Below are 13555 nucleotides of genomic sequence, written 5' to 3'. Positions count from 1 at the left end.
ACCGGAACATGCGTCATTCCATTTTGCTGGTGTACGTGCTTGCAGGCCTGACGGCGCTGGCACCGTTCGCGATCGATACCTACCTGCCTGCCTTTCCCCTGCTGGAGCGCGATCTTGGCGCTTCCACGGTGGAAATCCAGCATAGCCTTACCCTGTACCTGCTGCCTTATGCGCTGATGACGCTGTTCCACGGCGCCATCAGCGATGCGGTAGGCCGCATCACGACCATACGCTGGGGGCTGGGCATCTTCATCCTCGCTTCGATAGGCTGCATGCTGGCGCCCAATGTGGAGACCTTGTGGGCCATGCGGATTCTGCAGGGGCTCTCGGCCGGGGCAGGCAATGTGGTGGCGCGCGCCATGGTGCGCGATCTTTTCCAGGGAGTGGAGGCGCAGCGCGTCATGGCGACGGTGCAAATGCTATTCGGCATTGCCCCGGCGGTGGCGCCTATCATCGGCGGTTGGCTGCTTGGTATCCATTGGCAGGCAATCTTCGGCTTCCTCGCGCTGTATGCGGTATTGATCGCGCTTGCGGCATCGAGGTATCTGCCCGAGACCATGCCGAAGGAAAAGCGTACGCCGTTGTCGGTGGCGAACGTATGCCGCAATTACCAGGCAATTTTCAGCCATCGTGAATTCAGCTTGCTGGTGTTGGCAATCGGGGCGAATTTCTCGGCATTCTTTCTCTATGTGCTGGCGAGCCCGGTATTCCTCATCCATCACCTGGGCCTGAGCTCGCAGCAGTTCTCCTGGATGTTCACTCCCACGGTTTGCGGCACGGTGCTGGGGTCATGGCTTGCCAAGCGCGCGGCGGGCAAGTATGGCGCACGGCAGATATTGCGCTTTGCCTATGCCTGGATGGCTGCCATGGCGGTGCTGAACCTTGCAGCCAGCTTGTTGCCTTTTACCCACGCCGCGTTGAATATCCTGCCGGTCGCCCTGTTCAATATCGGGCTTGCGCTCGCGATGCCCTTGCTTTCGATCAGCGCGCTGGACTGCCATCCGCGCATCCGCGGTACGGCAGCGTCCGGGCAGGCGTTCATGCAAATGCTGCTGTCGACGGTTTCCGCCGGACTGGTGGCTCCCCTGGTCTGGCATCATCCGGCAGGGCTGGCCTTGGCGATGTTTGGCTATTTGCTGCTAGGCTGGCTCGCCGTCAGGCGCACCGGGCTGTTCAGACATGCGCATGCCGGGCAAGGATTGCCCGAGCAATAAAGGCGCCAGCCCTTTATAATAGCGAACTTGACTGGCCGTACTGTGGTAGGTACTGGCTTCAACCGCATTCAACCAGGCAGCCTTGCTGCCAAGAACTCGAGAGGTTTTCATGGTAATCAAACCCCGCGTGCGCGGCTTTATTTGTGTCACGGCACACCCCACTGGCTGCGAAGCCAACGTCAAGCAGCAGATCGACTACGTCAAGGCGCAAGGCGCCTTCAATGGCCCCAAGCGCGTGTTGGTGATCGGCGCATCCACCGGCTATGGCCTGGCAGCGCGCATCAGTGCCGCATTCGCAAGCGGCGCCGCGACAGTAGGCGTGTTCCTGGAGCGGGCAGGCGAGGGCAGTAAGCCGGGGTCGGCGGGCTGGTACAACTCCGCTGCATTCCATAAGTTTGCGGAAGCGGAAGGGCTGTATGCCAGCAGCGTGAATGGGGATGCGTTCTCCGATGCCGTGAAGCAGCAGACCATAGACATCATCAAGCGCGACCTCGGACAGGTCGATCTCGTGGTCTACAGCCTCGCCGCGCCGCGCCGCACCCATCCCAAGACCGGCCATGTCTACAACTCCACCCTCAAGCCCATAGGCAAGACCCTGCACCAGCGTGGCCTGGATACCGACAAGGAAGTGGTGAAGGAAAACGTGATCGAGCCTGCCAGCGACGAAGAAATTGCCAATACCGTCGCCGTGATGGGCGGTGAGGACTGGCAGATGTGGATAGAGGCGCTGGACCAGGCGGGCGTGCTGGCCGATGGCGCCAAGACCACGGCCTTTACCTACCTGGGCGAGAAGATCACGCACGATATTTACTGGAACGGCACCATAGGCGCGGCCAAGAAGGACCTGGACCAGCGTGTTCTGAAGATTCGCGAGCAACTGGCTGCCAAGGGCGGCGATGCGCGTGTTGCAGTGCTCAAGGCGCTGGTTACCCAGGCCAGTTCCGCGATCCCGATGATGCCGCTCTATCTTTCCCTGTTGTTCAAGGCGATGAAGAAGGCAGGCACGCACGAAGGCTGTATCGAGCAGGTTGACGGCCTGTACCGCGACAGCCTATACAACGGCACACCGATTGTGGACGAAGAAGGCCGCTTGCGTGCCGACTACAAGGAGCTTGCGCCCGAAATACAGGAAGAAGTGGCTGCCTTGTGGGATAAAGTCACTGATGAAAACCTGTATGAGTTGACTGATTTCTCAGGCTATAAATCAGACTTCCTGCGCCTGTTCGGCTTTGGCGTGGAAGGCGTGGATTATGAGGCCGACGTGAATCCTGAAGTCCCGATTCGGAACCTGGCCCAGGTTTAAAGATCCAGGTGTAAAAACTATGCCCAATAAAAAAGCCCACACATGCGGGCTTTTTTATTGGGCTGAAAAGTGCGAATTGACTATTCAACCAACAGGTCGCGCTTGCCAGGCGTGCCGTTATTGGCATCGGCATCGGGCAGCGGGGCCTTGCGTGCGGTAATAGCCGGCCAGATTTGCGACAGGCGGGCATTCAGTTCGATGAATTCCTGCTGGTCTTCAGGCACGTCATCCTCGGAGAAGATGGCTTCAGCAGGGCATTCCGCTACGCACAAGGTGCAGTCTATGCATTCATCCGGATTGATTGCCAGGAAGTTGGGGCCTTCAACAAAGCAATCCACCGGGCAAACATCGACGCAGTCGGTATATTTGCACTGGATGCAGTTCTCGGTTACTACGTATGCCATTTATATTCCTCTATGGGTCTTAGCACTACTTAATATAATGCTGGGATTATAAGCGATATTAAATACGGTATTTATTGATTTTAGTAATAAGGCTGTTTGGTTTTGCCGATATAAATCAAGCCTGTACCATCCCTGCGCCAACAGTGTTGTTGGTCGCTTCATCGATAATAATGAACGAGCCGGTGGCGCGGTTGACATCATAGGGATCGACCATCAACGGTTGCGCGAGCTTGAAGCTGATGCTGGCGATATCGTTCATGTTCAGACTGCCCTCGGCTGCCAGTCTCTCGGTGGTGTTGACATCGATCTTGTACTCGATGCTGCCCACCTTGGCTTTGGATTCGCGCGTGGTATGGCGGATGATGTAGGTGCGGGCGGGCGAAAGCGGGGTTTCTGAAAGCCAGCACACCATGGCATTCAACTGCTTGACCGGGGCAGGTGCTTCAGCCTTTTTCACGATCATGTCGCCGCGGGAAATATCAATCTCGTCCTCGAGCAGGATGGTGATGGATTGCTCGGTGATGGCATGCCGCAACGTCACGTCGCCAAGCTGGATCGCCTTGACGCGGGAATTCAAGCCGGATGGCAGCACGGTGACTTCGTCGCCCACGGCAATGTCGCCGGACTCGACGCGGCCCATGAATCCACGGAAATCATGCAGCTCGGGATCGTCGGAAGCGTGCGGGCGGCAGACGAACTGCACGGGGAAGCGGAAGGACTCGGTGCGTTCGGAGTGGGCCGGCGGGGCCGATTCCAGCAGCTCCAGCACCGTAGGGCCCTGGTACCAGGGCATGGCTTCGCCGCGATCCACGATCATGTCGCCGTTGAGCGCGGACATGGGCACGAAGTGGATATCACGTCCGTTGCGCTGCAGGCCGATCTGCTCGGCGAATTCCAGGTAGGTAGCGCGGATGCGCTCGAATTCGGATTGCGAATAATCCACCAGGTCCATCTTGTTGATCGCGACCACGATATGCGGGATGCCCACCAATTGCGCCAGATAAGAGTGACGGCGCGTCTGGGTCAGCACGCCCTTGCGCGCATCGATGAGGATGATGGCGAGGTTGGCGGTGGAAGCGGCTGTGACCATATTGCGCGTGTATTGTTCGTGGCCGGGGGCATCGGCGATGATGTACTTGCGGGTGCCGGTGCTGAAGTAGCGGTAGGCGACATCGATGGTGATGCCTTGTTCGCGTTCTGCCTGCAGGCCGTCGGTCAGCAGTGAGAGGTCGACGGATTCCATGCCGCGCTTTTGCGAGGTGCGCTCGATCTGGGTCAGGGTGTCCGCCAGGATGGTCTTGGTGTCGTACAGCAGGCGGCCGATCAATGTGCTCTTGCCGTCGTCCACGCTACCGCAGGTCATGAAGCGCAACAGGCTGTCGTTGTGCGCAGGTAGATTTTCTAGTTTGGACATCTTCAGTACTCTTTAAACTTGTCGCTATTCAGCTGGTTGGTTGGTCGGCTGATGAATCTGGCCGTCATCTGCAGTGCGTAGTGGCCTAGAAATAGCCTTCCTTCTTGCGTTGCTCCATGGAGGCGTCCGAGGTCTGGTCGTCCAGGCGCGTGGCGCCGCGTTCGGTGATGGTGGTGGTCGCGGTTTCCAGCACGATCTTGCCCAGGGAGTCGGCATCGCTAGGCACCGGCGCCGTGCACGTGATGTCGCCGACGGTGCGGAAGCGCACCTGCATGCTGATGACTTCTTCGCCTGCCTTGGGATGGTTGATGACCTCGCCGCTGGTAAGCGGCACATTGACAGGGAAAATCGCCCCATTGCGCATCACGACATCGCGGTTGTGCGCGAAGTAGATACTGGGCAGGCCGAGTTGCTCGCGTTCGATGTATTGCCAGACGTCCATTTCCGTCCAGTTAGAAATCGGGAAGGCGCGGATGTTCTCGCCCTTGTGGGTACGGGCATTGTAGAGGTTCCACAATTCCGGGCGCTGGTTCTTCGGGTCCCATTGGCCGAACTCGTCGCGGAAGCTCATGATGCGTTCCTTGGCGCGGGCCTTTTCCTCGTCACGGCGTGCGCCTCCGATGCAGCAATCGAAGCCGAACTCTTCAATCGCTTCCAGCAGGGTGACTGACTGGTGCTTGTTGCGGGACTCGTCCGGCGATTTCAGCACCACGCTGCCGCGCTTGATGGAGTCTTCAACCGAGCGCACGATCAGGCGCTCGCCGAGCTCGGCGGCACGCTGGTCGCGGAAGTTGATCACTTCCTGGTAGTTGTGGCCGGTGTCGATATGCATGAGCGGGAACGGAAAGCGGCCCGGGCGGAACGCCTTTTCTGCCAGGCGCAGTATGCATAGCGAATCCTTGCCGCCGGAAAACAGCAGCACGGGGTTGGAGCATTGGCCTGCCACTTCGCGCAGGATATGGATCGCTTCCGCTTCAAGCCAGTCGAGGTGGGAGAGGGTGGATTGGGTCAAGGTCGTCATATCGATTTTGTGCTGAAACTGTTGCTGTCTGTCAGCTCACATCTCCAGTTAGGATTCCTAAAACAAAACTACAACTTGCAAAGCCAGGCTGGCGTAGTCGTGGTGGCCAGCCGGCATACGGATTTACTGCGCAGTGGGTTGCCGGTTCACGCGGCGCCAGACGGGCAGTTGCTCGTCAACGGCGCCTTGGTAGGGCTGGCTGAAGTCCTGCAGGCTAGCCAAGGCGTCTTCCGCGGAGCGGTCGGCGCGGATCAGGTAGCTGTTGAAGCCGCAGCGCTTGAGGAAGAACAACTGGTCACGCAGCACATCGCCGAAAGCGCGCAGGATGTTCTTGTAATGGTAGCGCGTGCGCAGCAGGTTGCCGATCGAGAAGATGCGGCCGTCGGCGAAGCGCTCCACATGCACGGCGATCAAGGGCAGGCTGTTGATGTCCTCGACCGAGCCGACCAGGTCTTCCAGCAGCTCATGGGTGTCGAGCCAGACGCCCAGCTCGCCGGCGGCATGGCGTGCCGCGAGTTCGGCCTTGCGTTCGCGCCATACGGCCAAGGGCACCAGTATCTTGCCAGTGGCTGGGATTTCGGTATTGGCGATCTGCTCGGCGGTGTGGCTGGCTTCGCCCGTGAGCTTGAACAGCACCACCTTGCCGGCCTGTTTCTTGACGACTTCTTCGCCGGCGGGCATGGTGACCAATGCCCATTCGTCCTCGACGATGGCGTTGTTCAGGATCAGGTTGGACTGATGATCAGGCATGTGCTACTTCCTTTTTCTTCTCGCCATAAACATGCGTCTTGAACGGGGCAACGCCAATGCGCCGCACCGTATCGATGAAGCGTTCCTCCGGAGTGCGCTCGCGCACATAGACATCGATCAGCTTCTGGATGACGCCGGGCATTTCTTCAGCCGCGAACGACGGGCCGAGAACAGTGCCCAGGCTGGCATCGTTGCCTTGCTTGCCGCCCAGCGTGACCTGGTACCACTCGGAACCGTCCTTGTCCACGCCCAGAATGCCGATATGGCCCACATGGTGGTGGCCGCAGGCATTCATGCAACCCGAGATGTTCAGCTCGAGTTCGCCGATGTCGTAAACGTAGTCCAGATTGTCGAATTGCATCTGGATGGCTTCGGCAATCGGGATGCTCTTGGCATTCGCCAAGGCGCAGAAGTCGCCGCCGGGGCAGCAAATGATGTCCGTCAGCAAGCCGATATTGGCGGTAGCGAGGCCTGCTGCGCGCGCTTTCTCCCACAGCGGGAAAAGGTCGGACAGCTTGACGTCGGCCAGGATCAGGTTCTGCTCGTGAGAGGGGCGTACCTCGCCGAAACTGTATTCGTCGGCAAAGTCCGCGACGATATGCATTTGCTCGGAGGTAATGTCGCCAGGCGGATTGCCATGCGTCTTGAGCGACAAGGTCACGGCGCGATAGCCGGGCTGTTTGTGCGCATGGGTGTTGCGCTTGACCCAGGCAGCGAATGCGGGGTTGCTCGCGACTGCGCTATCAAAGCTGGCATCGTGTTCCGGCAGCGTTTCGTACGGCATTTGGGTGAAATACTTGCTCACGCGGGCGAGTTCGGACTCGGTGATAGTATTCGGGCTGTCCTTGAGGTACTGCCATTCCTCTTCCACCTGGCGGCGGAACTCCTCGATGCCCAGCGCCTTGACCAGGATCTTGATACGCGCCTTGTAGGCATTGTCGCGGCGGCCGTGCAGGTTGTAGACGCGGATAATGGCTTCGCAATAGGTCAATACATGCTGCCATTCCAGATGTTCGCGCACGACGGAGCCCAGGATGGGGGTACGTCCCAGACCGCCGCCTACCCAGACGCGGACTGCCATCTTGTCTTCCTGGTCGCGATAGAACTCCAGGCCGATATCGTGGGCCTGGATCAAGGCGCGATCCTGCTTGGTGCCCGAAACCGCAATCTTGAACTTGCGCGGCAGCAGGGCGAATTCAGGGTGGAACGTGCTCCATTGGCGGGCGATTTCGGCGATGGCGCGCGGGTCGACCACTTCATCGGGGGCAACGCCGGCGAACTGGTCGGTGGTGATGTTGCGGATGCAATTGCCGGAAGTCTGGATGGCGTGCATTTGCACGGTGGCGAGCTCTGCCAGGATATCGGGCACGTCTTCCAACTGGGGCCAGTTCAATTGCAGGTTTTGACGGGTGCTGAAGTGGCCATAGCCGCGGTCATAGCGCTTGGCAATGTCGCCAAGCTTGCGCAGTTGCCTGGAGGAGAGCATTCCGTAAGGGACTGCGATACGCAGCATGGGGGCATGACGCTGGATGTACAAGCCGTTTTGCAGGCGCAGCGGACGGAACTCCTCGTCGGTCAGCTCACCCGCGAGAAAGCGGCGAGTCTGGTCACGGTACTGTTTGACGCGCTCGTCTACGATGGCCTGGTCAATTTCGTCGTATTTATACATGAGCTCACTTTATGCTAGAACAAATTTCAAACCGATCAGCAAGAGGATCAATGCCAGGATCGGGCGTAATACTTTTTCCGGAATTTTGGCACTCAAATGGCTACCAATCCAGATGCCTGGCAGCGAGCCGATCAGCAGGCTGCCGAGCAATACAAAATCCACGTGACCCAGCGTCCAATGCCCGATGCCTGCGATCGCAGTCAGCGGAATGGCGTGGGCGAGGTCGGTGCCCACGACTTTCAAGGTGCTCATCTTCGGGTAGAGCAGGAGGATGGCAATCGTGCCCAGCGCCCCCGCGCCTACTGAAGATAATGTCACCAGCGCTCCTAGTACGGCGCCAGTCAAGATAGTGGCAGCGACTTGTGTCGTGCCCGTGAAGCGACCGGTGCTGATGGCGCCTTGCTCGATTTCACGCTGCTTGTTGCGCATGATGACACTGCGGACCAGCAGAGCACATGCGGTTAAAATCAATGCAATACCCAGGGCATAAGTAATCAACCCGCCGATTTCCTTGCCCACGGCCATCAAGTGCTTGATGACGTAAATCGTGATGACCGATACCGGCAAGCTGCCAGCCGACAGCAACCCGACGACCTTCCAGTCCACAGACTTGTGAGTGCCATGATGCACCCAAACGCCGCCTGTCTTGGTTAGTGCCGCAAACAGCAAGTCGGTTCCAACTGCCACTACTGGCTTGAAGCCAAACAGGAATACCAGCAGAGGGGTCATCAACGAGCCGCCTCCCACTCCGGTAATGCCAACAAGAAAACCTACGGCAAAGCCGGAGAGAATGTATCCTATGTCCATGAATTGATTGTTGTTTTTATCTGGGACGTCTGGTTGTCCAGTTAAAAAACCATGCCAGAAAAAGCCTTACATTATAACAGGTTAATTAAAATTTTTCATAGTATGTTATTCTATGCATATGTGATTTTGTTATAAAACCAAGGCTGAATAAACACATGAAAATACATCAATTGCGGTACATTCGCGAAGTCGCCCGCCAGGGCTTGAGTGTATCCCTTGCGGCTGATGCCTTGCATACTTCCCAGCCGGGGGTAAGCAAGCAGATCCAGCTGCTTGAGGACGAGTTGAGCCTGCAGATATTCAAGCGCAATGGCAAGAGGCTGATCGGGGTTACGGAGCCGGGCCAAATTATACTGCAGTTGGCTGAACGCGTCATGATGGAGATGGACAACATCAAGCGCGTCGGCGATGAGTTTTCACATGAGGATTCCGGCACGCTGACCATCGCCACCACCCATACCCAGGCGCGCTATCGCCTGCCTGCGGCGGTGAAGGAGTTCATGCAGCGCTACCCCAAGGTCAAGCTGACCATCCACCAGGGCAATCCCACGCAAGTGGCTGAGCAGGTGCAGAAGGGGGAGGCCGATATCGGCATCGCAACCGAGTCCATCAGCAGCTTCACCGACCTGCTTTGCCTGCCTTGCTACCAATGGAACCGTTGCCTCGTGATGCCGCAGGGCCACCCCTTGCTGGCCGAACAGCCCATCACACTCGAGAAAATCACGCGCTACCCCTTGATCACCTACGATTTCGCCTTCACTGGCGGCTCCTTGGTGAGCAAGGTGTTCGAGAAGGCGGGCCTGAACCCGAACGTGGTATTGACCGCGATTGATGCCGATGTGATCAAGACCTACGTCAACCTAGGCCTGGGCATTGGCCTGCTTGCCAACATGGCGTACGACCCGCAGCGCGACAGCCACCTGGCCATGCTGGACGTGAGCGACCTGTTCCCGCCCAGCACGACTTATATCGGCTTGCGCCGCGACGCCTACCTGCGCGGGTATTCTTATGCATTCATCGAGCTGCTGGCGCCGCATTATCCTCGCAAGGCGGTAGAGGCCGAATTGAAGACCGGCTACAACGCGGCGGCGGAACAATAAACGTTCATGCGGTGATTGCCGAGGTTGCCGCCGTGCATTTCTGGTATTGTTGAGCATCTGTTCAATTGATAGTTTTTTGAGGTTGTATGACACCGACTCCTTTAGCTAAAAGCGCGGATTTCCTCTACCTGCTGCCTAAAATGGCCAACCGCCACGGCTTGGTGGCAGGCGCGACGGGGACCGGCAAGACGGTAACGCTGCAGAGCATCGCTGAAAGCTTTTCACGCATGGGCGTGCCGGTGTTCATGGCCGACGTCAAAGGCGACTTGGCCGGCATCAGCCAGATCGGCGGCGGCAACGCCAAGATCGATGCGCGCGTCGCCCAGCTCGGCCTGAACGATTTCAGCTTGGCCGCCTGCCCGGTGACCTTGTGGGACGTCTTTGGCAAGCAAGGCCACCCGATCAGGACCACCATCGCCGAGATGGGGCCGTTGCTGCTGGGGCGCATGCTCAACCTCAATGACGTGCAGTCCGGCGTGCTGACCGCCGTATTCAAGATTGCCGACGACCAGGGCTGGCTGCTGCTTGACCTCAAGGATTTGCGCGCCATGATCCAGCACGCATCCGAAAATGCCGCCCAATACAGCGCGCAATACGGCAATATCTCCAGCGCCAGCGTGGGAGCGATCCAGCGCGCATTGCTGCAGCTCGAGCACGAGGGGGCGGACCAGCTTTTCGGCGAGCCGGCCTTGAACCTCGACGACATGATCCAGACCGACCAGAAAGGCTGGGGCATCGTGAACGTGCTGGCAGCCGATACCCTGTATAACTCGCCCAGGGTGTATGCGACCTTGTTGCTGTGGCTGTTGTCCGAGCTGTTCGAGAAACTGCCGGAAGTAGGGGACCTGGAAAAACCCAAGCTGGCATTCTTCTTCGACGAGGCGCACCTGTTGTTCAATGATGCGCCCAAGTCCCTGCTCGACAAGATCGAGCAAGTCGTGCGCCTGATCCGCTCCAAAGGCGTGGGCGTGTATTTCGTCAGCCAGAACCCGCTCGATATTCCCGATGTCGTGCTCGGCCAACTGGGCAACCGCGTGCAGCACGCATTGCGCGCATTCACGCCGCGCGACCAGAAGGCGGTCAAGGCCGCGGCCGAAACCTTCCGCGCCAATCCCGCGGTGAAGGTCAGCGAGGTCATCACCGAGCTTGCCGTGGGCGAGGCATTGGTGTCATTCCTCGACGAGCACGGCCGCCCGACCCCGGTGGAGCGTGCGTTCATCTGCCCTCCGGGCAGCCGTATCGGTGCCATAACGCCGGTCGAGCGCGAGCAGCTCATCAAGAGCTCCATCGTATACGGCCATTATGAGAACAGCATAGACCGCGAGTCCGCCTATGAAATCCTCAAGGGCCGGGCCACGGAAACGCCCACTGAACAGCAGGAGGCCGACAAGGGCTTCGATTGGGGCGACTTGTTCGGCGGCAATGCAGAAAAGTCCGGCAAACCGTCCAGCCGCCAGGGCGTGCTGGAAACCGCCGCCAAGAGCGCCGCGCGTGCAATCGGCTCCGAGTTGGGGCGGCAGATATTGCGCGGGGTATTGGGTTCCATTCTCGGGGGCAAGCGCCGCAAGTAACCGGCGGGATTAAGTATTCAGTGGTAAAGGTCGGGTAGTTTGCAGATCATCGTACAGCCAGGTCAGGCAGAACAGACCATCAATAAATCCCGTTTTTTCGCGATCGCGGAGTATTGCGCGGATGAGCGCGCCGTCGGCATGTCGCTGCGCCGCCTGGCGGCAGCGCACCAAAGCGCACATCATCTCGCCTATGCGTTCCGTCTCAAGACCCCACAGGGTATCGTCCAGCGCTTCAGCGACGCAGGCGAGCCGTCCGGCACTGCGGGCAAGCCTGTGCTGCAATTCCTAGAAGGCCGCGACCTCATCAACGTCTGCGTCGGCGTGATTCGCTATTACGGCGGCATCAACCTCGGCACCGGCGGCCTCGTCCGCGCCTATGGCGGCACTGCGAAGATGGCGCTGGACGCCGCGCAGATTGGGCCTTTCGTCGAGATGCAGAAAATTCGGATTGAGCTTGATTACAAGCAGTTGGATATCTTCACTCGGGAAATTGCCAAAATGAATGGCGAAATCCTGGACAAGACATTCGCTGAATATGTGACGGTCATTGCGACCGTGCCGGCAAGCGAGATTCCGGACTTGCAGCAGAAATACGGATAGTTGTGGTGTTGGGAATGCAATCTATGTGGCGCATATTTTTAATATTGTGTGCTGCATTAACGTGGTTGGCGGTATCTGTGCTCTGATGCTTAAGTTGTTAAGCCGTGCCACGAAGCAGCATCGGCTTGAATGAATTGTGAGAACCCAACTCAGTGCGTCTCAAAAGAGTTCCATTGATGCGTGTCCAACTCAAGAGCGCAATACGGCTCGAAGACGTACAGCTCAAGCGGATTCTCGATAGCGATGGCAGCGACCTTCAACGAGCGTAAATAGGCTTGGGCCTCAGCGAAAGACGTTCCAAACAGTGGGTCTTGCATTGCCTCCGATCGGGTTAGGTTGGCAATAGCTCTGTCCGGGTGTCTGGCCATGGCGATGCGGAACGCTAAGCTCGCGTCAAAGTGAGTTTTGCCGAAGACATGCTGCCGAAGTCGCCCGATCACACCACGCGAAATACCAACGTAGATTGGTGCGTCTGCTTCAAGAAGCACATAGCAGCCAGAGAAGTCCTGGGGAATGCCAAATTCTTTGATTAGCGTGCCGGGGCCGATTCCGGGTCTTGCAAATAGATCCATGTTGCGCGGATCCGCTAAGGCGACGTGCATTCTGGCCATGTGCGCCGGAAGCGTAGTTGTGGCCAGCTCTTGGAAGGTGTGAGGGCACTCGTGTAGTGGCATTGGGAGCTAACTAATATTTAGATAGCCGCATCGTATTTGATGAGGTAAAGCTAAGTCAATCTACTCTCCAATGATTCAAATAACATCAATCTACATATGATGATTTAGGCCGACTAAAATTTTGCAGATCAATATATTGATAATGCTCACTGGCATTAATAGGTATCGTATCGTAATCTGATTATCATCAGCCAATACAGCCTCAGAATTCATTCATAAAATAACCCCGCATATTCAACTGAATATGCGGGGTTATTCATTGGCTACCTGCTAAGAATGTCAGACGAGGTAGGGTTATTGCGCCGGTGCTGGTTCCGCGACGAAAATCTCCACGCGGCGGTTCTTGGCACGGTTGGCTGGAGTGTCGTTGGCAACCAAGGGTTCGTGCGAGCCACGGCCGTCAATGGTGAAGCGGCTGGCGGCGATGCCGCGCGCGGTGAGGTAGTCGCGAGTGTTGGCAGCGCGGTTCACGGACAATGGGTTGTTGATGGAATCGGAACCGGTGTTGTCGGTGTGGCCGATGATGGTGACCAGGGTGCTGGGGTTGTTTTTCAGGGTGGTGGCGAAGTTGTCCAGCACAGCACGGAAATTAGGCTGGATATCGGCCTTGCCGGAGGCGAAGGAGATGTCGCTGGGGATGTTCAGCTTGAGCTGGTTGTCTTCGGTCTGGGAGACTTGCACGCCAGTGCCTTGCGTGGCTTCCTCCATCTGGCGTTTCTGCTCTTCCATGCGTTTGGACCAGACGTTGCCGGCGATGGCGCCCGCGCCTGCGCCGACGGCGGCGCCAATGGCAGCGCCTTTGCCCTTGCCCGCAATCGCGCCTATCACTGCGCCGGTGCCGGCGCCGATAGCGGCGCCCTTGGCGGTGCCTTTCTGCGTTTCAGACATATTGGCGCAGCCGCCCAGCGCGAGAGCGGCCATCATGGCGCCGACAGTGAGTTTTGTTTTCATGATTTTCCTTTATTGTTAGGTGACGCAACGGGTTTTTTGAGTAGCTTAAATGACCATAAGTTCGTTGCAAACATTGT

At 57.9% G+C, this 13555-nt stretch carries 13 protein-coding genes; 5 read left to right on the top strand and 8 right to left on the bottom strand.

Features of this window, described 5'->3' with window-relative positions; translation table 11 throughout:
• The first annotated feature begins 8 nt into the window (after nucleotides 1–8).
• Complete coding sequence (locus tag ACJSDX_RS04055) at nucleotides 9–1214, top strand: multidrug effflux MFS transporter (protein WP_407993608.1); 1206 nt, start codon at nucleotides 9–11, stop codon at nucleotides 1212–1214.
• A 109-nt stretch (nucleotides 1215–1323) separates the two neighbouring features.
• Entirely contained in the window at nucleotides 1324–2517 is a 1194-nt protein-coding gene (gene fabV, locus ACJSDX_RS04050; RefSeq protein WP_309565496.1) for an enoyl-ACP reductase FabV, read from the top strand.
• An 80-nt stretch (nucleotides 2518–2597) separates the two neighbouring features.
• Here the strand turns inward: fabV and fdxA are convergent, their stop codons facing one another.
• The 6 genes from fdxA to ACJSDX_RS04020 form a co-directional block, all read right to left on the bottom strand.
• A complete protein-coding gene (gene fdxA / locus ACJSDX_RS04045) occupies nucleotides 2598–2921 on the bottom strand; it encodes a ferredoxin FdxA (protein WP_309565495.1) in 324 nt (107 codons plus the stop codon).
• A gap of 115 nt (nucleotides 2922–3036) precedes the next feature.
• Nucleotides 3037–4335, bottom strand: a complete 1299-nt coding sequence (gene cysN, locus ACJSDX_RS04040; protein ID WP_407993607.1) for a sulfate adenylyltransferase subunit CysN — start codon at nucleotides 4333–4335, stop codon at nucleotides 3037–3039.
• A gap of 85 nt (nucleotides 4336–4420) precedes the next feature.
• Nucleotides 4421–5356, bottom strand: a complete 936-nt coding sequence (gene cysD / locus ACJSDX_RS04035) for a sulfate adenylyltransferase subunit CysD (protein WP_407993606.1) — start codon at nucleotides 5354–5356, stop codon at nucleotides 4421–4423.
• A 123-nt stretch (nucleotides 5357–5479) separates the two neighbouring features.
• Nucleotides 5480–6106: a DUF934 domain-containing protein gene (locus ACJSDX_RS04030; protein ID WP_407993605.1), complete on the bottom strand. Its 627-nt coding sequence runs from the start codon at nucleotides 6104–6106 to the stop codon at nucleotides 5480–5482.
• A complete protein-coding gene (locus tag ACJSDX_RS04025; protein WP_407993604.1) occupies nucleotides 6099–7775 on the bottom strand; it encodes a nitrite/sulfite reductase in 1677 nt (558 codons plus the stop codon). The genes ACJSDX_RS04030 and ACJSDX_RS04025 overlap by 8 nt, the downstream gene beginning before the upstream one ends.
• Nucleotides 7776–7784: 9 nt before the next feature.
• Nucleotides 7785–8582 (bottom strand): sulfite exporter TauE/SafE family protein, encoded by a 798-nt coding sequence (locus tag ACJSDX_RS04020; RefSeq protein WP_407993603.1) that lies wholly within the window; start codon nucleotides 8580–8582, stop codon nucleotides 7785–7787.
• A 155-nt stretch (nucleotides 8583–8737) separates the two neighbouring features.
• On the opposite strand from ACJSDX_RS04020, the gene ACJSDX_RS04015 reads away from it, so the two are divergent.
• The 3 genes from ACJSDX_RS04015 (at nucleotide 8738) to ACJSDX_RS04005 (ending at nucleotide 11853) form a co-directional block, all read left to right on the top strand.
• A complete protein-coding gene (locus tag ACJSDX_RS04015) occupies nucleotides 8738–9682 on the top strand; it encodes a CysB family HTH-type transcriptional regulator (RefSeq protein ID WP_309565489.1) in 945 nt (314 codons plus the stop codon).
• 86 nt (nucleotides 9683–9768) lie between these two features.
• Nucleotides 9769–11253 (top strand): helicase HerA-like domain-containing protein, encoded by a 1485-nt coding sequence (locus ACJSDX_RS04010; RefSeq protein ID WP_407993602.1) that lies wholly within the window; start codon nucleotides 9769–9771, stop codon nucleotides 11251–11253.
• 39 nt (nucleotides 11254–11292) lie between these two features.
• Nucleotides 11293–11853 (top strand): IMPACT family protein, encoded by a 561-nt coding sequence (locus tag ACJSDX_RS04005; protein ID WP_407993601.1) that lies wholly within the window; start codon nucleotides 11293–11295, stop codon nucleotides 11851–11853.
• Nucleotides 11854–12002: 149 nt separating this feature from the next.
• On the opposite strand, the gene ACJSDX_RS04000 is transcribed toward ACJSDX_RS04005, so the two are convergent.
• Together ACJSDX_RS04000 and ACJSDX_RS03995 are read right to left on the bottom strand one after the other, a co-directional pair.
• Nucleotides 12003–12464 carry a GIY-YIG nuclease family protein gene (locus ACJSDX_RS04000; protein WP_407993600.1) on the bottom strand — a complete coding sequence of 154 codons (462 nt, stop codon included), beginning with the start codon at nucleotides 12462–12464 and terminating at the stop codon, nucleotides 12003–12005.
• A 357-nt stretch (nucleotides 12465–12821) separates the two neighbouring features.
• Nucleotides 12822–13478, bottom strand: a complete 657-nt coding sequence (locus ACJSDX_RS03995; RefSeq protein WP_407993599.1) for a YiaD family glycine zipper/OmpA-like lipoprotein — start codon at nucleotides 13476–13478, stop codon at nucleotides 12822–12824.
• Nucleotides 13479–13555 lie beyond the last annotated feature (77 nt).

The organism is Methylobacillus draconifructus (assembly GCF_045984355.1).
Lineage (GTDB): Bacteria > Pseudomonadota > Gammaproteobacteria > Burkholderiales > Methylophilaceae > Methylobacillus > Methylobacillus flagellatus_A.
This window is presented reverse-complemented; position numbering and strand designations above follow the sequence as displayed.